The organism is Xanthomonas sp. LF02-5, from assembly GCF_034105325.1.
Classification (GTDB): Bacteria; Pseudomonadota; Gammaproteobacteria; order Xanthomonadales; family Xanthomonadaceae; genus Xanthomonas_A; species Xanthomonas_A sontii.
Genome location: NZ_JAXGGF010000001.1, coordinates 162,751 through 184,315, shown reverse-complemented (window position 1 = coordinate 184,315; position 21,565 = coordinate 162,751). Strand labels below are relative to the sequence as shown.

The 21,565-nt window shown below is 68.9% G+C and carries 20 protein-coding genes; 13 read left to right on the top strand and 7 right to left on the bottom strand.

Translation table 11 applies throughout. The features are described from left to right. Entirely contained in the window at positions 1-927 is a 927-nt protein-coding gene (locus tag SLW52_RS00870) for an MlaD family protein (protein ID WP_043093283.1), read from the top strand. After that, the gene (locus tag SLW52_RS00865) at positions 924-1,598 is read left to right on the top strand and encodes an ABC-type transport auxiliary lipoprotein family protein (RefSeq protein ID WP_017914624.1); all 675 of its coding nucleotides are present in this window, start codon (positions 924-926) and stop codon (positions 1,596-1,598) included. The genes SLW52_RS00870 and SLW52_RS00865 overlap by 4 nt, the downstream gene beginning before the upstream one ends. Before the next feature lie 256 nt (positions 1,599-1,854). Here the strand turns inward: SLW52_RS00865 and SLW52_RS00860 are convergent, their stop codons facing one another. Beyond that, positions 1,855-2,475, bottom strand: a complete 621-nt coding sequence (locus SLW52_RS00860; protein WP_267085165.1) for an alpha-ketoglutarate-dependent dioxygenase AlkB — start codon at positions 2,473-2,475, stop codon at positions 1,855-1,857. A gap of 113 nt (positions 2,476-2,588) precedes the next feature. Between SLW52_RS00860 and SLW52_RS00855 the strand changes: the two genes are divergently transcribed. Together SLW52_RS00855 and SLW52_RS00850 are read left to right on the top strand one after the other, a co-directional pair. Next, entirely contained in the window at positions 2,589-4,232 is a 1,644-nt protein-coding gene (locus SLW52_RS00855; protein ID WP_043093286.1) for an electron transfer flavoprotein-ubiquinone oxidoreductase, read from the top strand. Continuing rightward, on the top strand, positions 4,229-6,295 hold the full coding sequence (locus SLW52_RS00850) for a glycoside hydrolase family 99-like domain-containing protein (protein WP_320739646.1): 2,067 nt from the start codon (positions 4,229-4,231) through the stop codon (positions 6,293-6,295). Before SLW52_RS00855 ends, SLW52_RS00850 begins: the two co-directional genes overlap by 4 nt. An 18-nt stretch (positions 6,296-6,313) precedes the next feature. Here SLW52_RS00850 and SLW52_RS00845 read toward each other — a convergent pair whose 3' ends face one another. Next, the gene (locus SLW52_RS00845; RefSeq protein ID WP_267118823.1) at positions 6,314-6,946 is read right to left on the bottom strand and encodes a CoA transferase subunit B; all 633 of its coding nucleotides are present in this window, start codon (positions 6,944-6,946) and stop codon (positions 6,314-6,316) included. A 1-nt stretch (position 6,947) separates the two neighbouring features. Further along, positions 6,948-7,685 (bottom strand): CoA transferase subunit A, encoded by a 738-nt coding sequence (locus SLW52_RS00840; RefSeq protein WP_010340202.1) that lies wholly within the window; start codon positions 7,683-7,685, stop codon positions 6,948-6,950. Positions 7,686-7,818: 133 nt separating this feature from the next. Between SLW52_RS00840 and SLW52_RS00835 the strand changes: the two genes are divergently transcribed. Both SLW52_RS00835 and SLW52_RS00830 read left to right on the top strand, forming a co-directional pair. Next, complete coding sequence (locus SLW52_RS00835) at positions 7,819-9,165, top strand: phosphomannomutase (protein ID WP_295936684.1); 1,347 nt, start codon at positions 7,819-7,821, stop codon at positions 9,163-9,165. Positions 9,166-9,208: 43 nt separating this feature from the next. Further along, positions 9,209-10,612, top strand: a complete 1,404-nt coding sequence (locus SLW52_RS00830) for a mannose-1-phosphate guanylyltransferase/mannose-6-phosphate isomerase (RefSeq protein WP_320739648.1) — start codon at positions 9,209-9,211, stop codon at positions 10,610-10,612. 83 nt (positions 10,613-10,695) lie between these two features. Here SLW52_RS00830 and rfbD read toward each other — a convergent pair whose 3' ends face one another. From rfbD to rfbB, 4 genes are read right to left on the bottom strand one after another with little or no spacing between them, the layout of a single operon-like run. Next, on the bottom strand, positions 10,696-11,610 hold the full coding sequence (gene rfbD / locus SLW52_RS00825; protein WP_320739649.1) for a dTDP-4-dehydrorhamnose reductase: 915 nt from the start codon (positions 11,608-11,610) through the stop codon (positions 10,696-10,698). Beyond that, positions 11,607-12,164 (bottom strand): dTDP-4-dehydrorhamnose 3,5-epimerase, encoded by a 558-nt coding sequence (rfbC, locus tag SLW52_RS00820; RefSeq protein ID WP_019797144.1) that lies wholly within the window; start codon positions 12,162-12,164, stop codon positions 11,607-11,609. The genes rfbD and rfbC overlap by 4 nt, the downstream gene beginning before the upstream one ends. After that, positions 12,161-13,048, bottom strand: a complete 888-nt coding sequence (rfbA, locus tag SLW52_RS00815; protein WP_267123072.1) for a glucose-1-phosphate thymidylyltransferase RfbA — start codon at positions 13,046-13,048, stop codon at positions 12,161-12,163. The genes rfbC and rfbA overlap by 4 nt, the downstream gene beginning before the upstream one ends. Positions 13,049-13,106: 58 nt before the next feature. After that, a complete protein-coding gene (gene rfbB, locus SLW52_RS00810; protein ID WP_295936692.1) occupies positions 13,107-14,162 on the bottom strand; it encodes a dTDP-glucose 4,6-dehydratase in 1,056 nt (351 codons plus the stop codon). Positions 14,163-14,388: 226 nt separating this feature from the next. Here rfbB and SLW52_RS00805 point away from each other — a divergent pair, with 226 nt between their 5' ends. The 7 genes from SLW52_RS00805 (at position 14,389) to SLW52_RS00775 (ending at position 21,554) form a co-directional block, all read left to right on the top strand. After that, the gene (locus SLW52_RS00805; RefSeq protein WP_295936694.1) at positions 14,389-15,135 is read left to right on the top strand and encodes an electron transfer flavoprotein subunit beta/FixA family protein; all 747 of its coding nucleotides are present in this window, start codon (positions 14,389-14,391) and stop codon (positions 15,133-15,135) included. Next, positions 15,135-16,076 carry an electron transfer flavoprotein subunit alpha/FixB family protein gene (locus SLW52_RS00800; RefSeq protein WP_295936696.1) on the top strand — a complete coding sequence of 314 codons (942 nt, stop codon included), beginning with the start codon at positions 15,135-15,137 and terminating at the stop codon, positions 16,074-16,076. Before SLW52_RS00805 ends, SLW52_RS00800 begins: the two co-directional genes overlap by 1 nt. Positions 16,077-16,096: 20 nt before the next feature. After that, on the top strand, positions 16,097-17,074 hold the full coding sequence (locus SLW52_RS00795) for a lysylphosphatidylglycerol synthase transmembrane domain-containing protein (protein WP_320739651.1): 978 nt from the start codon (positions 16,097-16,099) through the stop codon (positions 17,072-17,074). Between the two features lie 107 nt (positions 17,075-17,181). Beyond that, a complete protein-coding gene (locus tag SLW52_RS00790) occupies positions 17,182-18,570 on the top strand; it encodes a UbiA family prenyltransferase (RefSeq protein ID WP_320739652.1) in 1,389 nt (462 codons plus the stop codon). After that, positions 18,570-19,877, top strand: coding sequence for an FAD-binding oxidoreductase (locus SLW52_RS00785; RefSeq protein ID WP_320739653.1), 1,308 nt, complete (start codon positions 18,570-18,572; stop codon positions 19,875-19,877). Before SLW52_RS00790 ends, SLW52_RS00785 begins: the two co-directional genes overlap by 1 nt. 2 nt (positions 19,878-19,879) lie before the next feature. Further along, positions 19,880-20,608 carry an SDR family oxidoreductase gene (locus tag SLW52_RS00780; RefSeq protein ID WP_320739654.1) on the top strand — a complete coding sequence of 243 codons (729 nt, stop codon included), beginning with the start codon at positions 19,880-19,882 and terminating at the stop codon, positions 20,606-20,608. 1 nt (position 20,609) lies between these two features. Further along, on the top strand, positions 20,610-21,554 hold the full coding sequence (locus SLW52_RS00775) for an NAD-dependent epimerase/dehydratase family protein (protein WP_320739655.1): 945 nt from the start codon (positions 20,610-20,612) through the stop codon (positions 21,552-21,554). Positions 21,555-21,565 lie beyond the last annotated feature (11 nt).

Here is a 21,565-nt window from a genome sequence, read left to right as displayed (position 1 = left end):
ATGGAAACCAAAGCCAATTACGTGCTGATCGGCGCCTTCACCATCGTGGTGGGGATCGCGCTGCTGCTGTTCGGACTCTGGGCCGCCAAGTACTCCTCCGACCGCACCTGGCAGGAGTACCGCGTGGTGTTCCGCGAGGCGGTGACCGGCCTGTCGGTCGGCAGCCCGGTGCAGTACAACGGCATCGCGGTGGGCTCGATCACCGAGCTGACCCTGGCGCCGAACGATCCGCGCCAGGTGGTGGCGCGGATCCGGGTCAACTCGACCACGCCGATCAAGAGCGACACCCGCGCCAAGCTGGGCATCACCAGCCTGACCGGCCCGTCGATCATCCAGCTCTCCGGCGGCACCCCGGAAGCGCCGTCGCTGACCTCGATCGACAACAGCGATGCGCCGATCATCCAGACCACGCCCTCGGCGCTGCAGAACATCACCGACACCGCCAACCGCATCGTCGAGCGGCTGGACGAGGTGCTCAGCGACCGCAACGTCGCCAGCATCACCGCCACCCTGCACAACCTGGAGACCATCAGCGGCGGCCTGGCCGACCGCGACCAGGGCATGCAGTCGTTGATCGTCAGCGCGCGCGATGCGGCGCGCAACCTCGACACCACGCTCAAGACCACCAACGGCACCATCCAGCGCCTGGACCAGAATCTGGTGCAGCAGTTGCCGCCGATCCTGGACAAGCTGGAGGACACGCTGAGCAAGCTGGATTCAGCCGCCGGCAATGCCGACAAGATCCTTGGCGAAAACCGCTCGGCGATCAACAGCTTCGCCAACGACGGCCTCGGCCAGCTCGGCCCGACCCTGACCGAACTGCGCGGCCTGATCCGCGACCTGCGCCGGGTCAGCGACCGCCTGGACAACAACCCCGCGCGCTACCTGCTCGGCCGCGACGCCCCGAAGGAGTTCAAACCCAAATGAAGCCGATGCGCGCCCTCTTCCTGCTCGCCGTGCCGGCCCTGCTGCTGGCCGGCTGCTCGCTGCCCGGCGGCAACAAGGAGCCGGTGACGATCTACGCGCCGGACGTGCGGGTCACCGCCGACCCGGCCTGGCCGCAGGTGAGCTGGCAACTGGCGCTGACCAAGCCCAGCGCCGCGCGCGTGGTCGACAGTTCGCGCATCGCGGTGCGGCCGACGCCCGACGAACTTCAGGTGTACGGCGGCGTCAGCTGGGCGCAACCGGCCACCGACATGCTCGAGGACATGCTGCTGCGCGCGTTCGAGGATTCCGGGCGCATTCCCGGCGTGGCCCGGCTCGGCACCGGGATCCGCGCCGACTACAAGCTGCTGCTGGACCTGCGCCGTTTCGAATCGGACTACGCCGGGCGCGCGGTGCCGTCGGCGACCATCGAGCTCAACGCCAAGCTGCTGTACAGCGCCGACCAGCGCGTGGTCGCCTCGCGCACCTTCCTGGTGACCCAGCCCGCCGCCGGCACAGCAGAATCGCAGGTGGTCGACGCCTTCGGCCAGGCCATGTCGCAACTCGGCCACGACGTGGTCGGCTGGACCCTGCAGCAGGGCCAGGCCGATGCCGCCACCGCGCTGGCCCCCAGCGTGCCGCCGCCGGCCAGCCAGAAGCCGCCGCGGCGCTGATTGGCTCCCCTCTCCCGCCGGGAGAGGGGCTGGGAGTGAGGGTGCGAGGGCCAGGGAGCCATCTCACCCAGACACCTCCCTGGCAACTCCCACCCTCATCCGCCCCTTCGGGGCACCTTCCCCCGAAAAGGGGGCCATGGTCCCGAAGGGAGAAGGGATCAAAGTGTCGCTCCCCTCTCCCGCCGGGAGAGGGGCCGGGGGTGAGGGTGCGGCGGCCGCGGAGTCCTCTCCAGACAGCTCCCTGGCCACCCAACCCTCATCCGCCCCTTCGGGGCACCTTCTCCCGAAGGGAGAAGGGATCAAGCGCAATGCGGCGAAACGTCAGGTTGATCCGCTCGCCGACCGGCTTGGCGGTGCGCGGCAGGGCGTGCCGGTACAGGCGCTGGGTGTCGCCTGCCATCAGCAGCAGCCCGCCGGAGGTCAGTTCCAGCGCCTGGCGCAGTGCCGGCTGCTGACGATGGCGCAGCACGAAGCGACGCGTCGCACCCAGGCTCAGCGAGGCGATCACCGGCGTCGGACCGAGTTCGCGCTCGTCGTCGCTGTGCCAGCCCATGGCGTCGCGGCCGTCGCGGTAACGGTTGGCGAGCACGCTGTTGAACGCCACTCCGGTCTCGGCCGCCAAGCGCGCGCGCAGCGGCAGCAGCGCCTCTGGCCACGGATGCGGCGCGAAGCGGGTGCCGGAATAACGGTAGCTGGCGTCGGCGTCGCCGATCCAGCAGCTCAGCCGCGGCGAATCGACCAGCTTGCCGAACAGGCGGATCCGGTGCACCTCCCATGGCACCTCATGCAGCAACTGCGTGCACAGCGCCGCGGCCACGGCCGGGTCCAGCCACTCGGGATACCAGCGCAGCTCGGCGCCGGGCAGGTCCAGTTCCATCGCGCCACGCTAGCATGTCGGCGACCACCATACGCCGGCGTGCGGAATTTGCCCCTTCACGCGCAAACCCTGAAAATGCGGGCAGCCAGAACGAGCCAACGGGAGCGGAGCAGATGACGGGAACCGAGGGCGGCGCCAACGCGCCGCAGCCAGTGGAGCGCGACGTCATGGAATACGACGTCGTCACCGTCGGCGCAGGCCCGGCCGGGTTGGCGTTCGCGATCCGGCTCAAGCAACTCAACCCCGACATCTCGGTCTGCGTGATCGAGAAAGCCAGCACCATCGGCGCGCACATCCTGTCCGGCGCGGTGATCGAACCGGCGCCGCTGGATGCGCTGCTGCCGGGCTGGCGCGACAACCCGCCGCCGATCTGCGTGCCCGCGGCCGAGGACGAATTCTGGTACCTGAGCAAGGACGGCGGGCACAAGTTCCCGATGGTGCCGCCGGGCATGCGCAACCACGGCAACTTCATCGTCAGCCTCGGCGCGATGTGCGCCTGGCTGGCGCCGCAGGCCGAGGCGCTGGGCGTGGAGATCTACCCGGGCTTCGCCGCCGCCGAGACCCTGCACGCCGAAGACGGCACAGTGCTGGGCGTGCGCATCGGCGACATGGGCGTGGCCAAGGACGGATCGCACAAGCCCGGCTACACCGCCGGCATCGACATCCGCGCCAAGGTCACGGTGCTGGCAGAAGGCGCGCGCGGGCATCTGACCAAACGCCTGATCGCGCGCTTCGCGCTCGACGCCGGGCACGATCCGCAGGCGTTCTCGATCGGCATCAAGGAGCTGTGGCAGTTGCCCGAAGGCCGGGTCAGCCCTGGCAAGATCGTGCACACCCTCGGTTGGCCGGCCGACAGCAAGACCTATGGCGGCAGCTTCCTGTATCACCTGGAGAACAACCAGGTGGCGCTGGGCTACGTCAGCGGTCTGGACTACCACGATCCCGAATACCGCCCGTGGGAAGCCTTCCAGCAATGGAAGAACCACCCGATGATGAAGTCGCTGCTGGACGGCGGCACCATCCTCTCGGCGGGTGCGCGCGCCATCGCCAGCGGCGGCTGGCAGTCGCTGCCGAAGGTGGAGATGCCCGGCGCGCTGCTGATCGGCGACACCGCCGGCCTGCTCAACGTGCCCAAGATCAAGGGTACCCACCAGGCGATCCGCAGCGGCATGCTCGCCGCCGAACACCTCGCCACCGGTGCCGCGCTGGACCCGGCCGGCTTCGACGCGCGCCTGCGCAACTCCGAAGTGATGGCCGAGCTCCGTCAGGTACGCAACATCAAGCCCGGCTTCAAGAAGGGCCTGTGGTTCGGCCTGCTCAACGGCGCCTGGGAAACCCTGGTCAAGGGCGCCTCGCCGTGGACGCTGAAGGTCGGTGCCGACTGGAAGAGCCTGGACCGGCTGGGCGAGCACGAGCAACCCAAGCGCGACTACGTGCAGCGCGAGCTGGCCCCGCGCGACCGCCTGCAGGGCGTGTACTTCGCCGCCACCGAGCACGACGAGGACCAGCCGGTGCACCTGCACGTGCTCGACCCGCAGATCTGCGTGACCCGCTGCACCGAGGAATACGGCAACCCCTGCACGCGCTTCTGCCCGGCGGCGGTGTACGAGATCGTCGACGACGCGGCCGGCAAGCGCCTGCAGATCAACGCCGCCAACTGCGTGCACTGCAAGACCTGCGACATCAAGGATCCCTACGCGATCATCGACTGGGTGACGCCGGAAGGCGGCTCCGGGCCGAATTACCAGAACCTGTGAGCGCAGGCCTGCCCGCGCGCCTGAAGACCGCACTGTTCCTGACGCTGCGTGCCGGCTTCCGCGCCCTGCCGCTGTCGCAGGCGCAGCGCGACCGCCTGCGCGCGCGGTTCCTGGAACGCCATGCGGACCTGGTGCCGCCACCGCCGCGCGGACAGGTGGGCGGTGGGTTCGGCGAACGCCGGGCGCGCGCGCGCGCCGACGAGCGTGCGATCGGCCATGTCTCCTCGCAGCAGGCGCCGTTGCCGACACTGCTGCCGGCCACCGTGGTGGCGTTCTACCTGCCGCAGTTCCATCCGATCCCGGAGAACGATGCCTGGTGGGGCACCGGTTTCACCGAATGGCGCAACGTCACCCGCGCGCTGCCGCAATTCGAGGGACACGTGCAGCCGCGGCTGCCGGCGGACCTGGGCTTCTACGACCTGCGCAACCCGGACAGCATGCGCCAGCAGGTGGCGCTGGCGAAGCAGTACGGCGTCGGCGCGTTCTGCTTCTACTTCTACTGGTTCGGCGGCAAGACCCTGCTGGAGACGCCGCTGCGGCAGTGGCTGGACGATCCCACGCTGGAACTGCCGTTCTGCCTGTGCTGGGCCAACGAACAATGGTCGCGGCGCTGGGACGGCCGCGGCGACGACGTGCTGATGGCGCAGGCGCACAGCACGCAGGACGACCTGGACTTCATCGCGCACGTCGCCGACTACCTGCGCGACCCGCGCTGCCTGCGCGTGGACGGCCGGCCGATGCTGCTGGTGTACCGCCCGCACCTGCTGCCGGATCCGCAGGCCACCGCCACGCGTTGGCGCGACTGGTGCCGCGCGCACGGCATCGGCGAACTGCACCTGGCCTATGTGCAGGGCTTCGAGCGGCCCGATCCGCGCGACATCGGTTTCGACGCGGCGGTCGAGTTCCCGCCGAACATGAGCAATCCGCGTTCGCTGGCGGCCGACCAGCACCTGCTCAATCCCCACTACAGCGGTGCCGTGCTGGATTGGCGCGCCCTGGCCGCGGAGATCGCCGCGCGCCCCCTGCCCGACTACCTGCTGTATCCGGGCGTCAACCCGGGCTGGGACAACGAAGCGCGTCGCCCCGGTGCCGGCCGCGTCTATCTGCATGCCTCGCCGCGCGGCTACGAGGACTGGCTGCGCACCACGATCCACACGCGGCTGCAGGGCCGCCGCGCCGAGCAGCGCCTGGTCTTCGTCAACGCCTGGAACGAGTGGGCCGAAGGCGCCGTGCTGGAGCCGGATGCGCGACTGGGTCATGCCTATCTCGACGCCACCCGTCGCGCGCTTGCACAGCTGCCGGCGCGCGACACGACACCGCACGCGATCATCCACGCCTGGTATCCGCAGGTGCTGCCGGAACTGCTGGCGCAACTGGCGGCGAGCAACCTGCCCTGGCGCCTGCTGGTCACCACCTCGCCCGAGCAGGCCGATGCCGTGCGCGCGCACCTGCACGCGTGCGCATTCCCGTTCGAGCTGATGGTGCTGGAGAACCGCGGCCGCGACATCCTGCCGTTCCTGCACGCGGCCGAGCGGCTGCTGCGCGACGGCGTGGACGTGGTGCTGAAACTGCACACCAAGCGCAGCACCCATCTGTCCAACGGCGATGCCTGGCGCAGCGAACTGGTGCAGCGCCTGGCGGGCGCCGACCGCGCCGCGCACGTGCTGCAGGCCTTCGCCCAGGATCCTGCGCTCGGCCTGGTCGCACCCGAAGGCCATCTGCTGCCGTTGGCCGAGTTCTGGGGCGGCAACCGCGAGGGCGCCGACTACCTGCTGCGCCGCACCGGCCACAGCGACGCGCGCCTGGCGCAGGCGCAGTTCATCTCCGGCAGCATGTTCTGGGCGCGCCTGCAGGCGCTGCGGCCGCTGCTGGACAGCGGCCTGTGCCCGTCCGAATTCGAGCCCGAGCAAGGGCAACTCGACGCCACCCTGGCGCATGCGGTGGAGCGGCTGGCGGCGCCGCTGGCCGAGTGCGTCGGCTATCGCGTCGCCACCGCAGCCGACCTGCTCGGCCAGCCGCCACCAGTGTCCGCCGACTACGCCTACGCGCAGCGGAGCACCTGAGCGGCGCTGTTCCGACGCTTAGCCGCGTCGGAACGGCACGCCAGTCTTGGCGGCCAGTTCCGCCTCGTCCACGCCCTCGGCGGTCTCGACCAGGACCAGGCCGCTGTCGGTGACGTCGAACACCGCCAGGTCGGTGATGATGCGGTCGACCACGCCGACGCCGGTCAGCGGTAGGTCGCAGGCCGGCAGGATCTTGTGGCTGCCGTCCTTGGCCACGTGTTCCATCAGCACGACCACGCGCTTGACCCCGGCCACCAGGTCCATCGCGCCGCCCATGCCCTTGACCATCTTGCCGGGCACCATCCAGTTGGCCAGGTCGCCCTTCTCGCTGACCTGCATCGCGCCGAGGATGGCCAGATCGATATGACCACCGCGGATCATCGCGAAGGAATCGTGGCTGCCGAAGTAGCTGGCGCCGGCGCGGGCGGTGACGGTCTGCTTGCCGGCGTTGATCAGGTCGGCGTCGACCTCGTCCTCGGTCGGGAACGGGCCGATGCCGAGCAGGCCGTTCTCCGACTGCAGCCACACGTCCACGCCCTCGGGGATGTGGTTGGCGACCAGGGTCGGCAGGCCGATGCCCAGGTTCACGTAGGCGCCGTCGGTGAGTTCGCGGGCGGCGCGCTGCGCCATGTCGTCGCGGGTCCAGGCCATGTCAGGCGTCCTTCTGGCGCAGGGTGCGCTGTTCGATGCGTTTTTCGGGATGCGGGTTGTGCACGATGCGGTCGACGTAGATCCCGGGCAGGTGCACCTGGTCCGGATCCAGGCTGCCGGTCTCCACCACCTGCTCGACCTCGGCGATGCAGAGCTTGCCGGCCATCGCGCAGGCCGGGTTGAAGTTGCGCGCGGTCTTGCGGAACACCAGGTTGCCGGCGGCGTCGGCCTTCCACGCCTTGACCAGGGCCACGTCGGCGCGCAAGGCGGTCTCCAGCACGTAGTGCTTGCCGTCGAACTCGCGGGTCTCCTTGCCCTCGGCCACCACCGTGCCGTAGCCGGTGGCGGTGAAGAACGCCGGGATGCCGGCACCGCCGGCGCGCAGGCGTTCGGCCAGGGTGCCCTGCGGGTTGAATTCCAGTTCCAGCTCGCCGGCCAGGTACTGGCGTTCGAACTCCTTGTTCTCGCCGACGTAGGACGAAATCATCTTGCGGATCTGCCGCGTCGCCAGCAGCTGGCCGAGGCCGAAGCCATCGACGCCGGCGTTGTTGGAGATCACGGTGAGACCGTTGACGCCGCTGTCGCGCAAGGCCGCGATCAAGGCCTCCGGGATGCCGCACAGGCCGAACCCGCCGACCGCCAGGGTCTGTCCGTCCGCCACCACATCGGCCAGCGCCGTGGCCGCATCGGGGAAAAGCTTGCCGCGCCGCCCGCCCGCAGGGGTAGAGGTGTCGCCCATTCGCCAGCTCCGCATTGGAATGTAGACAGCTAGTTTAGCCGCTCGGGGACTGCGACCCCCGCCGCACCGCCGCAACGACCGATTAAGCGCCGTAACGTTACACTCCGGTTTCCCCCAACTAGGACCCTCTTCCATGTCGCTTCCCGCATTCAAGGCCTACGACATCCGCGGTCGCGTACCCGACGAACTGAACGAGGACTTGGCGCGCCGCATCGGCGTGGCGCTGGCGGGGCAATTGGACAGCGGTCCGGTGGTGGTCGGCCATGACGTGCGCCTGGCCAGCCAGGGGCTGCAGGACGCGCTGTCGGCCGGCCTGCGCGCCAGCGGCCGCGAGGTCATCGACATCGGTCTGTGCGGCACCGAGGAAGTGTATTTCCAGACCGACCACCTGCAGGCCGCCGGCGGCGTGATGGTCACCGCCAGCCACAACCCGATGGACTACAACGGCATGAAGCTGGTGCGCGAGAACGCGCGCCCGATCAGCTCCGATACCGGCCTGTTCGCGATCCGCGACACCGTCGCCGCCGACACCGCGGCGGCCGCCGAGCCGACCGCCGCCGAGCACCACCGTCCGGACAAGAGCGCCTACATCGAACACCTGCTCAGCTATGTCGACCGCGCCACGCTCAAACCGCTGAAGCTGGTGGTCAACGCCGGCAACGGCGGCGCCGGCGCCATCGTCGACCTGCTGGCGCCGCACCTGCCGTTCGAATTCGTGCGCGTCTTCCACGAGCCGGACGGCCACTTCCCCAACGGCATTCCCAACCCGCTGCTGCCGGAGAACCGCGCCGCCACCGCCAACGCGGTCAAGCAGCACGGCGCCGACTTCGGTATCGCCTGGGACGGCGACTTCGACCGCTGCTTCTTCTTCGACGCCGACGGCCGCTTCATCGAGGGCTACTACCTGGTGGGCCTGCTGGCGCAGGCGATCCTGGCCAAGCAGCCGGGCGGCAAGGTCGTGCACGACCCGCGCCTGACCTGGAACACCATCGAACAGGTCGAGGAAGCCGGCGGCATCCCGGTGCTGTGCAAGAGCGGCCATGCCTTCATCAAGGAGAAGATGCGCAGCGAAAACGCCGTATATGGCGGCGAGATGAGCGCGCACCACTACTTCCGCGAATTCGCCTACGCCGACTCGGGGATGATCCCGTGGCTGCTGATCGCCGAACTGGTGTCGCAGTCCGGCCGCTCGCTGGCCGACCTGGTCGAGGCGCGCATGCAGAAGTTCCCGTGCAGCGGCGAGATCAACTTCAAGGTCGCCGACGCCAAGGCCGCGGTGGCGCGGGTGATGGAGCACTTCGCCTCGCATGCGCCGACGCTGGACTACACCGACGGCGTCAGCGCCGAATTCGCCGACTGGCGTTTCAACCTGCGCAGTTCCAACACCGAACCGCTGCTGCGCCTGAACGTGGAAACCCGCGGCGACGCAGCGCTGCTGGAACAGCGCACCCAGGAGATCTCCGAGCTGCTGCGCGGCTGATCCCACCACCCTCCCCTAGACGCACTATGGAGTTCCCCCGCCCATGAGCGACGTCCTTCCCATCATCCTGTCCGGCGGTTCCGGCACGCGGCTGTGGCCGTTGTCGCGCGAGTCGTATCCGAAACAGTTCCTGCCGCTGGTCGGCGAGCAGAGCATGCTGCAGGCCACCTGGCAGCGCGCGGCACCCGTGGCCGCGCACGCGCCCATCGTGGTCGCCAACGAAGAGCACCGCTTTGTCGCGGCCGAGCAGTTGCAGCAGATCGGCGTGAAGCCGCATGCGATCCTGCTCGAACCCAAGGGCCGCAACACCGCGCCGGCGATCGCCGTGGCGGCGCTGGAGGCCGCGCGCGATGGCGCCGATCCGTTGTTGCTGGTCCTGCCTTCCGATCACGTGATCGGCGACGAAGCCGCCTTCCAGGCCGCGGTGCGCGTGGCCGCCGTTGCGGCCGAGCAAGGCAAGCTGGTGACGTTCGGGATCAAGCCGACCGCACCGGAAACCGGCTACGGCTACATCAAGGCCGCCGCCGGCGACGGCGCGCACGCGGTCGAGCGCTTCGTCGAAAAGCCCGACCTGGCGACCGCGAAAAGCTACCTGGCCTCCGGCGAGTACTACTGGAACAGCGGCATGTTCCTGTTCCGCGCCTCGCGCTATCTGGAAGAACTGCGCAAGTTCCAGCCCGCCATCGCCGACGCCTGCACCAAGGCCTGGCAATCGGCCAAGCGCGATGCCGACTTCACCCGTCTGGACAAGGAGGCGTTCGCCGCCAGTCCTTCCGACTCCATCGATTACGCGGTGATGGAGAAGACCGCCGACGCGGTGGTGGTGCCGCTGGACGCGAAGTGGAGCGACGTCGGCTCGTGGTCGGCACTGCTGGACGTGTCGCCGCAGGACGCCAATGGAAACGCTCACCATGGCGACGTGATCGAGATCGATTGCCGCAACACCTACGCCTACGGCTCGCGCCTGATCGCGATGGTGGGCCTGCAGGACGTGGTGGTGGTGGAGACCGACGACGCGGTACTGGTCGGCCACCGCGAGCGCATCCAGGAAGTGAAGGACATCGTCGGCAGGATCAAGGCCGACGGCCGTTCCGAAGCCACCTGGCACCGCAAGGTGTACCGCCCGTGGGGCGCCTACGATTCGATCGACAACGGCCAGCGCTTCCAGGTCAAGCGCATCACGGTCAAGCCCGGCGCCACGCTGAGCCTGCAGATGCATCACCACCGCGCCGAGCACTGGATCGTGGTCAGCGGCACCGCCGAGGTCACCCGTGGCGAGGAAGTGCTGCTGCTCACCGAGAACCAGAGCACCTACATCCCGCTCGGCGTGACGCATCGATTGAAGAATCCGGGCAAGCTACCGCTGGAGCTGATCGAAGTGCAGTCGGGCAGCTATCTGGGCGAGGACGACATCGTGCGCTTCGAGGACACTTACGGACGCACCTGAGTCCGGCGTAGGCCGCAAACGCAAAGAGCCGGGCAGTGCCCGGCTCTTTGTTTTTCGGCTGCGTGGTTTACCGGGTGCGGCGGTCAGGCGGCCGGCGCTGCCGCGGCGAGTTCGCCGATGACCTGGCGCAGACCATCGCGCCACTGTGGCAGTTCCAGCGCGAAATCGCGCTGCAGGCGCGACACGTCCAGGCGCGAATATGCCGGACGCTTGGCCGGGGTCGGATACTCGGCGGTGGTGATCGGCAGCACCCGCGGCGCACGCGTCAACAAGCCCGCGGCCACCGCCTCGGCAAAGATCGCCTCGGCGAAGCCGTGCCAGGTGGTCTCGCCGGTCGCGGTCAGATGCCAGGTCCCGGACGGCAACGTCGCGCGCTGCGCCAGCACCCGCGCGGTGACATCGGCGATCAGCGCCGCCGGCGTCGGCGTGCCGACCTGGTCGGCGACCACCTTGAGTTCGTCGCGGTCGGCGCCGACCCGCAACATGGTGCGCAGGAAATTGTGGCCGTGCGCGGCATACACCCAGGCGGTGCGGAAGATCAGGTGCTGCGCACCGGAGGCGCGGATCGCCTCTTCGCCAGCGAGCTTGGTGGCGCCGTACACGCCCAGCGGCGCGGTCGGCGCGTCCTCCGGATAAGGCTGCGTGCCCTGGCCATCGAACACATAGTCGGTGGAGTAATGCACCAGCGGCACGCCGTGCGCCGCGCACCAGGCCGCGATCGCCGCCGGCGACTCGGCATTGGCGCGGTGCGCCGCTTCGGCGTCCTGCTCGGCGCGATCGACCGCCGTATAGGCCGCGGCGTTGACCACGGCCGACGGCCGCAGCCGGTCCAGCAATTCGCCCAACGTCTGCGGCTGGTCGAAATCGGCGCGCTCGCAGGCACTGCCGTCCGGCAACTGGCCGCTGCGCGTGGTCGCAACCACCGCCCCCTGCTCGGCCAGCGCGCGCAACAACTCCTGCCCGACCTGGCCGTTGCCGCCGAAGACCAGCACGCTCATGGCTGGTAGACCGGCAGGCGCTCGACCGGGATATCGGCCAGGAACGGCGCAACCGCGTCTTTGCCCGACAGCACTGGCTCGGAGATCGGCCAGTCCACGCCGATCGCGGCATCGTCCCAGCGCACGCCGGCGTCGGCTTCCTTGACGTACACATCGGTGCACAGATAGCTGAACACCGCGCGCTCCGACAGCACGGCAAACCCATGCGCGAAACCTTCCGGAATCCAGAACTGCTTCTTGTTCTCAGCGCTCAGCACCACCGCGGCCCAGCGGCCGAAGTGCGGCGAACCGTGGCGGATGTCGACGGCGACGTCGTACACCTCGCCCTCCAGCACGCTGACCAGCTTGCCCTGCGGCCGCGGCCACTGGTAATGCAGGCCGCGCAGCACGCCCTTGGCCGAGGTGGAGACGTTGCTCTGCACGAACTTCGTGGGCAAGCCGTGCTCGCCGAAACGCTCGGCGTTCCAGGTCTCGAAGAAATAGCCACGCGCGTCGCCGAACACCGCCGGCTCGATCACCACGCAGCCGGGCAGATTGGTTTCAATCACTTTCACGGAACGGATCCTCGTACAGCCAGTTCATGCAGGTAGGTGCCATAAGCGTTCTTGCGCAGCGGCGCGGCAAGTTTCTCCAACTGCGCCGCGTCGATCCATCCTTGCCCGAAGGCGATCTCTTCCGGGCAGCACACCTGCAGGCCCTGCCGCGACTGGATGGTCTCGATGAAATTGGAGGCCTCGTGCAGCGACTGGTGGGTGCCGGTGTCCAGCCACGCGTAGCCGCGACCCAACGCTTCCAGGTGCAGTTCGCCGGCCTCCAGGTAACGGCGGTTGAGATCGGTGATCTCCAGTTCGCCGCGCGGCGATGGCGTCAGCTCCGCGGCATGGTCGCTGGCCTGACCATCGTAGAAATACAGGCCGGTGACCGCGTAGTTGGAACGCGGCTTGGCCGGCTTTTCCTCGATGTCGATGACCTTGCCGGAGGCGTCGAACTCCGCCACCCCGTAGCGCTCGGGGTCGTTGACCCAGTAGCCGAACACGGTCGCGCCATGCTGGCGCGCATCGGCGCGGCGCAGGGTCTCGGTCAGGCCGTGGCCATGGAAGATGTTGTCGCCCAGCACCAGGCAACTCGGTTTGCCTGCGACGAAGTCGCGGCCGATCAGGTAGGCCTGAGCCAGCCCGTCCGGGCTCGGCTGCACCGCGTACTGGATGTCCATGCCCCACTGCGCGCCATCGCCCAGCAGCGCCTGGAACAGCGCCTGCTCGTGCGGGGTGTTGATGATCAGCACCTCGCGGATGCCGGCCAGCATCAGCACGCTGAGCGGGTAGTAGATCATCGGCTTGTCGTACACCGGCAGCAGCTGCTTGCTGACGCCCTTGGTGATCGGGTACAGCCGCGTGCCGGAGCCGCCAGCGAGGATGATGCCCTTGCGTTGTGTCATGAGGTATTTCCTGGTGAAGTCCGCACGCGCATGGGCGGATTCTTGCGAGGGACTGGCGTTATGCCGCGGTGCCGATGCGTTCCAGCCGATAGCTGCCGTCGAGCACGCCCTGCACCCAGTCCTGGTGGCTCAGGTACCAGTCCACGGTGAGCGCGATGCCCTGTTCGAAGGTGTACTGCGGCTCCCAGCCCAGTTCGTTCTTCAGCTTGGACGCATCGATGGCGTAGCGGCGGTCGTGGCCGGGCCGATCGGCGACGTAGGTGATCTGGCTTGCGCGCGGCTTGTCGTCCTCGCGCGGACGCCGCGCGTCCAGCAGCGCGCAGATCGCCTGCACCACCTCGATGTTCTGTTTCTCGGAATTGCCGCCGACGTTGTAGGTCTCGCCGACCTTGCCCTTGGCCAGCACGGTGCGGATCGCCTCGCAGTGGTCGCCGACGAACAGCCAATCGCGTACCTGCTTGCCGTCGCCGTACACCGGCAGCGGCTCGCCGGCCAGCGCCTTGGCGATCACCAGCGGGATGAGCTTCTCGGGGAAGTGGTACGGGCCGTAGTTGTTGGAGCAGTTGGTGGTCAGCACCGGCAGGCCGTAGGTGTGGTGGAACGCGCGCACCAGATGGTCGGACGCGGCCTTGGACGCCGAATACGGCGAGTTCGGCGCATACGGCGTGGTTTCGCTGAACTTGCCGGTCTCGCCGAGCGTGCCGTAGACCTCGTCGGTGGACACGTGCAGGAAGCGGAACGCGTCGCGGCGGTCCTCCGGCAGCGCCTTCCAGTGATCGCGCACCGACTCCAGCAGGCCGAGGGTGCCCACCACGTTGGTCTGGATGAAGGCGCCTGGCCCGTCGATCGAGCGGTCCACGTGGCTTTCGGCGGCGAAATTGACCACCGCGTCGGGCTGGTGCTCGGCGAGCAGGCGGCCCACCAGATCGCGGTCGCCGATATCCCCGTGCACGAACACATGGTCCGGGTTGCTGTCCAGCGACGCCAGTGTGTTCAGGTTCCCGGCATAGGTCAACGCGTCCAGGTTGATCACACGGATGCCGCGCGCCACCGCCTCGAGCACGAAATTACCGCCGATGAAACCGGCACCGCCGGTTACGAGCCAAGTCGCCACTGTGTGTCTCTCCTGATTCGGCGCCGTCGGCGCCTGATATTCAAACCACACAGGATATACGCTTTATATGAACCGGTCGTGGTCGCCGCGGGCGGCGATCGGATCCGCCGAAGGCGCCCACCATACGCCCTCGCATGGTCCCTCGCGCCCGGTTAGAATCCCCCGACTGCCCCGTGCCAGCCGCCGCGGCCGGGCCTTCCCGAACTGTTGAAGGATCTCGTACACGATGAAAATCCTCGTCGCCTACAAGCGCGTGGTGGACTACAACGTCCGCATCCAGGTCAAGCCGGACGGCTCCGGCGTGGTCACCGAGGGCGTCAAGCTCTCCGCCAACCCGTTCGACGAAATCGCCCTGGAAGAGGCGCTGCGCCTGCGCGACGCCGGCATCGCCAGCGAGGTGGTGGTCGCCACCATCGCCCCGGCCGACGCCGCCGCGCACCTGCGCAACGGCCTGGCGATGGGCGCCAACCGTGCCATCCACGTGGTCGCCGACGCGGCGATCCAGCCGCTGACCGCCGCGCGTACCCTGCTCAAGCTGGTCGAGCAGGAGCAGCCGGACCTGGTGATCCTGGGCAAGCAGGCGATCGACGACGACGCCAACCAGACCGGGCAGATGCTGGCCACGCTGTGGGGCCGGCCGCAGGCGACCTTCGCCGGCAAGCTGGTGGTGGCCGACGGCAAGGCCACCGTGACCCGCGAGGTCGACGCCGGCCTGGAGACGCTGGAAGTGAACCTGCCGGCGGTGATCACCACCGACCTGCGCCTGAACGAGCCGCGCTTCATCAAGCTGCCGGACATCATGAAGGCCAAGAGCAAGCCGCTGCAGACGCTGGCCCTCGCCGACCTGGGCGTGGAGGCCAACGACAGCCTCACCACCACCCACTACGCCCCGCCGGCCAAGCGCAGCCGCGGCGTGATGGTCAAGGATGCCGCCGAACTGGTGGCCGCACTGAAGCAGAAGGGGTTGCTGTAATGACCAAGATCCTCGTCGTCGCCGAACATCTCAACGGGCAGCTCAACGCCGCCACCGCCAAGTGCGTCAGCGCCGCGCAGGCGCTGTCGGCCGAGGCCATCGACATCGTGGTGCTGGCGTCCGATCCGGCCGCGGTGGCCGCCCAGGCCGCGCAGATCGCCGGCGTCGCCCGTGTCCTCACCGTCGCCAATCCCGCCAACGAACACGCCATCGCACAGGTGCTAGGCCCGCAGATCGCCGCCCTGGCGACCGGCTACACCCACGTGTTCGGCCCCTCCACCACCTACGGCAAGGACCTGATGCCGGTGGTGGCCGCCCTGCTCGGCGTCAACCAGATCTCCGACCTGATGGCGGTGGACGGCGACTACGCGTTCAAGCGCCCGATCTACGCCGGCAACGCCATCATCAGCGTGCAGGCCCCGGCCGACCAGATCGTGGTCGCCACCGTGCGCAGCGCCTCGTGGCCGGAAGCGGCGCAGGGCGGCAGCGCGGCGGTCGAAGCGGCCAGCGTCGACGCGGCGCTGCCGAGCCACACCCGCTTCGTCGGTCTCGCCGCCGGCAAGTCAGACCGCCCCGATCTGCAGAGCGCCAAGCGCGTGGTCTCCGGCGGCCGCGGTGTCGGTTCGGCGGAGAACTTCCAGATCGTCTATCAGCTCGCCGACAAGCTGGGCGCGGCGGTCGGCGCCTCGCGCGCGGCGGTCGACGCCGGCTACGTGCCCAACGAACTGCAGGTCGGCCAGACCGGCAAGATCATCGCGCCGGAACTGTACGTGGCGATCGGCATTTCCGGCGCCATCCAGCACCTGACCGGCATCAAGGACGCCGGCACCATCGTCGCGATCAACAAGGACCCGGAATCGCCGATCTTCGAGATCGCCGACATCGGCCTGGTCGGCGACCTGTTCACGGTGCTGCCGGAGCTGGAAAAGGCGCTGGGCTGAGCCGTCGCGGAGACCCGGGGATGATGCCGCACGGCGCCGATGGCGTGCCCGCGCCGCGCCACCGCGCGGATCATCTGGCGCTGTTCGTCGTGCTGTTGTGCGGCGGCTACCTGGCCGCCCTGTGGTGGATCGACCGCGGCAACGGCACGTTCGCCCGGCTAGGCGCGATCTGGCCGTTGCTGGCGCTGGCGGTGCTGCCGGTCTCGGCCAGCTACCTGTTCCGCTTCTGGCGCTGGCGCTGGCTGCTGCAACGGCAAGGCCACGCAGTGTCGTTCTGGCTTGGCTGGGCCGCCTACTTGGCCGGTTTCGCCTTGACCGCCACGCCCGGCAAGGCTGGGGAATTGCTGCGCATCCGCTATTTCGCCCGTATGGGTGTGCCGGCAGGGCGGACGCTGGCGGTGTTCGTCTTCGAGCGCGCCTCCGATCTGCTGGTGATCCTGGCACTGTCGCTGCTGGCCGCGCCGGTCTTCCCCACCCTGGGCACCCTCGCCGCGGTGGTGCTGGGCTTCGTCGCCCTGTTGTTCGGCGCCGCTGCCTGGCCGGCCCTGCTGGCCTGGCTGGAGGGCATGGGACACCGCCTGCCCGGACGCTGGCTGCGGAGGACGGCCCAGTTCGCTGTGTTCGCAGCCATGGAACTGCGTGCCTGCCTGGGCACCGCACAGATGGTGCGCAGCCTGATCGCGGGCGCCGGCGCCTGGAGCCTGACCTCGGCGGTCTTCGTCGGGCTGTGCAGTGGCCTGGGCCTGGAGCTGGATCCGCTGGTCGCGTTCGGCATCTACCCGCTGGCGATGTTGATCGGCGCGCTGTCCTTCGTCCCAGGCGGGGTCGGCACCACCGAACTGGCGATCGTGCTGATGCTGGACCGGCTGGGCGTCGCCACCGCCGATGCCATCGCGGTGGCGGTCGCCGCGCGGCTGGTGACGCTCTGGTACGCGGTCGCCGTGGGCGCCCTGGCGATGGGGGTCACCGAATTCCTGCAACGCCGCCAGGCCGCCTGAACCGCTGGTTATAATCGCGGCCCCGCTATGCATCCCCAGGCCGCAGCATGTCCCTCCCACCCAGCCCTTCCGCCGACCGCCCGGCTGTCTCAGGGCGCGCGCTTTGCGTGGATCTGGACGGCACGCTGCTGAATTCGGACATCCTCTACGAGTCCCTGCTGACCCTGCTGGCGCGCAATCCGCTTTACGTGTTCCTGCTGCCGCTGTGGCTGCTGCGCGGCAAGGCCGCGCTGAAGCGCGAACTGGCCGCGCGGGTCACCCTCCCGGCCGAGACCCTGCCCTACAACGAGCACGTCCTGGAGCTGCTGCGCACCACGCCGCAACGCCCGCGCGTGCTGTGCACCGCCTCCGACCAGTTGCTGGTCGCGCCGATCGCCGCGCACCTGGGCCTGTTCGAAGAGGTCATCGCCAGCGACGGCCAGCGCAACCTGTCCGGCCGCAACAAGGCCGACGTGCTGGTGCAGCGGTTCGGCGAAGGCAATTTCGACTATGCCGGCAATGGCCGCGTGGACCTGCACGTGTGGGACAAGGCCGGCGGCGCCTGGGTGGTCAACAACGGCAACGGCTTGCGCGCGGCCGCCGCACAGCGCACCACCGTGCATGGGCACTGGCCAGCGCCGCCGCGCGCCCGCGCCTGGCTCAAGGCGCTGCGCCTGCACCAGTGGCTGAAGAACCTGCTGGTGTTCGTGCCGCTGCTGACTTCACACCGCTTCCTGGAGGGCGAATCGGTCCTGCAGTCGGTGATCGCCATGGTGGCGTTCGGACTGTGCGCCTCCGGCGTCTACGTCCTCAACGACCTGCTTGATCTGACGCCCGATCGGCAGCATCCGCGCAAGCGCAAGCGGCCGTTCGCCGCCGGCCGCCTGCCGCTGCTGCAGGGCCTGTTTGCCGCCCCCGCGCTGACCGTGGCCGGACTGGTGCTGTCTCTGGCCTGCAACCTGCACTTCACCCTCGTCCTGCTGATCTACTACGTGATGACGCTGGCGTACTCGCTGCGGCTCAAGCGCATCGTGATGATCGACGTGGTGCTGCTGGCGGCGCTGTACACCGTGCGCATCATCGGCGGCGCGGTGGCCATCGACCTGGAACTGTCGTTCTGGCTGCTCGCGTTCTCGATGTTCATCTTCCTCTCGCTGGCGCTGCTCAAGCGCTACACCGAACTGCACGCGATGCTCGGCAGCGGCAAGACCAAGGCCAGCGGGCGCGCCTATTCGGTGGAAGACCTGGTGCTGCTGCAGTCGATGGGCGCGGCGGCCGGCTACATCGCGGTCATGGTGATGGCGCTGTACATCAACAGCCCGGAAAGCGTGCAGCTGTACCGGCATCCGAAGTTGCTGTGGCTGATCTGCCCGGTGCTGCTGTACTGGGTCAGCCGGGTCTGGATCGTGGCGCACCGCGGCGACATGCATGACGACCCGATCGTGTTCGCCGCCACCGACCGGGTCAGCCAGGTGGTCGTGGTGCTGTGCGGACTGTTCGCGCTGAGCGCCATCTGATGGCCGATGCCGGGCAGTCCTGGGGACGCTATCCGCACGCGACGCAGACGCTGCTGCCGATCGCCGACCGGGCGGCGACCCTGCCGGCCTTCGCCGGCACGGCGCTGCCGCGCGGAAACGGCCGCAGCTACGGCGACAGTTGCCTCAATCCCGACGGCACCTTGCTGTGCGCGCGCGGCCTGGACCGCTTCATCGGCTTCGACCCGGCGACCGGCCGGCTGCGCTGCGAGGCCGGGGTCACCCTCGCCGAGATCATCGACCTGGTCATGCCGCAGGGCTGGTTCCTGCCGGTGACGCCGGGCACTCGCTACGTCACCGTAGCCGGCGCCATCGCCAACGACGTGCACGGCAAGAACCATCACCGCACCGGCAACTTCGGCCACCACGTGCGCGCCTTCGAGCTGCTGCGCAGCGACGGCAGCCGCCGCCTGTGCACGCCGCACGACGATGCCGAGGGCTGGTTCGCGGCCACGGTCGGCGGACTCGGCCTGACAGGGCTGATCACCTGGGCGGAGATCCAGTTGCGCCGCGTGCCGGGCCCGGCGCTGGAGACGGAGAACATCCGCTTCGGCTCGCTCGATGAGTTCTTCGCCCTGTCCGCCGCCTCGGCCGACAGCCACGAGTACAGCGTCGCCTGGATCGACTGCCTGGCCAGCGGGCGCGCCCGCGGCCGCGGCCATTTCACCCGCGCCGATCACTGCACCGGCCAGCCCGAAGAGCGCCCGGCCTCGCCCGGCAAGGGCCTGGCGATGCCGCTGACCCCGCCCGTCTCGCTGGTCAACAAGCTGTCGCTGCGGCCGTTCAACGCGCTGTACTACTGGCGCCAGCCCGCACGCAGCAAGCGCCGGCTGAGCCATTTGCTGCCGTTCTTCTATCCGCTGGACGGCATCCGCCACTGGAATCGCATGTACGGCCCGCGCGGCTTCCTGCAATACCAGTGCGTGCTGCCGCCGGCCACCGCGCGCGACGGCGTGGACGCGCTGCTGGCGGAAATCGCCCGCAGCGGCAGCGGCTCCTTCCTGGCCGTGCTGAAGGAATTCGGCGACGTACCTGCACGCGGCATGCTGTCCTTCCCGCGCCCGGGCACCACCCTGGCGCTGGATTTCCCCAACGATGGCGCCGATGTGCTGCGCCTGCTGGAGCGGCTGGACCGGATTGTCGACGCCGCTGGCGGCGCTCTGTACCCTGCCAAGGACGCGCGCATGTCCGCCGCCTCGTTCCAGCGCGCCTATGCCCGCTGGCAGGACTTCAGCCACTATCTCGATCCCCGCTTTTCTTCCGGCTTCTGGCGCCGGGTCACGGAGTGAACATGCAACGCGTCCTCATCATCGGCGCCACCTCGGCCATCGCCGAGGCCACCGCCCGGCACTACGCTGCGCGCGGCGCGGCCCTCCATCTGCTCGGCCGCCAGGCCGCGCGCCTGGACGCGATCGCGTCGGACCTGTCGGCGCGCGGCGGCAAGACCAGCGTCGGCGTGCTCGACGTCAACGACAGCGCCGGCCATGCCGCAGCCTTCGATGCCGCCTGGGCCGCGCTGGGTGGCGTGGACGTGGTGCTGATCGCCCACGGCACGCTGCCCGACCAGGCCGCGTGCGACGCCTCCGTGGAGCTGTCGATGCGCGAGTTCGCCACCAACGGCACCGCCACGATCGCACTGTGCGCCGCGCTGGTGCCGCGCCTGCGCACGGGCGCGACACTGGCGGTGATCTCGTCGGTGGCCGGCGACCGCGGCCGCGCCAGCAACTACCTGTACGGCAGTGCCAAGGCCGCGGTCAGCGCCTACCTGAGCGGCCTCGGCCAGCGCCTGCGCCCGGAGGGCATCAACGTGCTCACCATCAAGCCGGGTTTCGTCGATACGCCGATGACCGCCGCCTTCAAGAAGGGCGCGCTGTGGGCCAAGCCCGACCAGATCGCCAAGGGCATCCTGCGCGCCGTGGACGGTCGCCGCGCGGTCGCCTACCTGCCCGGTTTCTGGTGGGCGATCATGTTCGTCATCAAGTCCATTCCCGAATTCGTCTTCCGCAGGATCAAGCTCTGACATGACCGACAAACACGCCAAGATCGTCATCACCGGCGCCGCGGGCCTGGTCGGCCAGAACCTGATCGTCGAACTGGAGCAGCAGGGCTACACCCAGTTGGTGGCGATCGACAAGCATGCGCACAACCTGCAGATCCTGCGCGAACTGCATCCGGCTGTACGCGTGGTGGAGGCGGATCTGGCCGAGCCCGGCGACTGGATGCGCGAATTCGAGGGCGCGGCGTGCGTGGCCCAGTTGCACGCGCAGATCACCGGCAAGACCACCGACCTGTTCACCCGCAACAACCTGACCGCAACGGCGCACGTGCTCGACGCCTGCCGCGCGGCAAACGTGCCTTACATGGTGCACATCAGTTCCTCGGTGGTGAACTCGGTGGCCAAGGACGACTACACCAACACCAAGCGCGCTCAGGAAGAGATGGTGGTCGCCAGCGGCCTGCGCCACTGCGTGCTGCGCCCGACCCTGATGTTCGGCTGGTTCGATCCCAAGCACTTGGGCTGGCTGTCGCGCTTCATGGCCAGGACGCCGGTGTTCCCGATTCCGGGCGATGGCCGGTTCATGCGCCAGCCGCTGTACGAGCGCGACTTCTGCCGCTGCATCGCCAAGTGCATCGAACGCGAACCGGACGGCGAGGTTTACGACATCGTCGGCGACACCCGCGTGGACTATGTCGACATCATCAAGACCATCAAGCGGGTCAAGAAGCTGCACACCCTGATCGTGCATATCCCGATCGGCTTCTTCGCCTTCCTGCTGCGCCTGTACTCGCTCTTCAGTTCCAAGCCACCGTTCACCGCCGACCAACTGAAGGCGCTGAGCGCCGGCGACGACTTCAAGGGCGTCGATACCGAGGCGGTGTTCGGCGTGCGCCAGACCCCGTTCGAAGACGCGATCCGCGAGAGCTATACCGACCCGCGCTACAGCCACATCGTGCTCAAGCGCTGAACCGTCATACG

Coding starts and splice junctions, on each gene's coding strand:
- SLW52_RS00870 (WP_043093283.1), top strand. CDS start 1: ATGGAAACCAAAGCCAATTACGTGCTGATCGGCGCCTTCACCATCGTG.
- SLW52_RS00865 (WP_017914624.1), top strand. CDS start 924: ATGAAGCCGATGCGCGCCCTCTTCCTGCTCGCCGTGCCGGCCCTGCTG.
- SLW52_RS00860 (WP_267085165.1), bottom strand. CDS start 2,475: ATGGAACTGGACCTGCCCGGCGCCGAGCTGCGCTGGTATCCCGAGTGG.
- SLW52_RS00855 (WP_043093286.1), top strand. CDS start 2,589: ATGACGGGAACCGAGGGCGGCGCCAACGCGCCGCAGCCAGTGGAGCGC.
- SLW52_RS00845 (WP_267118823.1), bottom strand. CDS start 6,946: ATGGCCTGGACCCGCGACGACATGGCGCAGCGCGCCGCCCGCGAACTC.
- SLW52_RS00840 (WP_010340202.1), bottom strand. CDS start 7,685: ATGGGCGACACCTCTACCCCTGCGGGCGGGCGGCGCGGCAAGCTTTTC.
- SLW52_RS00835 (WP_295936684.1), top strand. CDS start 7,819: ATGTCGCTTCCCGCATTCAAGGCCTACGACATCCGCGGTCGCGTACCC.
- SLW52_RS00830 (WP_320739648.1), top strand. CDS start 9,209: ATGAGCGACGTCCTTCCCATCATCCTGTCCGGCGGTTCCGGCACGCGG.
- rfbD (WP_320739649.1), bottom strand. CDS start 11,610: ATGAGCGTGCTGGTCTTCGGCGGCAACGGCCAGGTCGGGCAGGAGTTG.
- rfbA (WP_267123072.1), bottom strand. CDS start 13,048: ATGACACAACGCAAGGGCATCATCCTCGCTGGCGGCTCCGGCACGCGG.
- SLW52_RS00805 (WP_295936694.1), top strand. CDS start 14,389: ATGAAAATCCTCGTCGCCTACAAGCGCGTGGTGGACTACAACGTCCGC.
- SLW52_RS00800 (WP_295936696.1), top strand. CDS start 15,135: ATGACCAAGATCCTCGTCGTCGCCGAACATCTCAACGGGCAGCTCAAC.
- SLW52_RS00795 (WP_320739651.1), top strand. CDS start 16,097: ATGATGCCGCACGGCGCCGATGGCGTGCCCGCGCCGCGCCACCGCGCG.
- SLW52_RS00785 (WP_320739653.1), top strand. CDS start 18,570: ATGGCCGATGCCGGGCAGTCCTGGGGACGCTATCCGCACGCGACGCAG.
- SLW52_RS00780 (WP_320739654.1), top strand. CDS start 19,880: ATGCAACGCGTCCTCATCATCGGCGCCACCTCGGCCATCGCCGAGGCC.
- SLW52_RS00775 (WP_320739655.1), top strand. CDS start 20,610: ATGACCGACAAACACGCCAAGATCGTCATCACCGGCGCCGCGGGCCTG.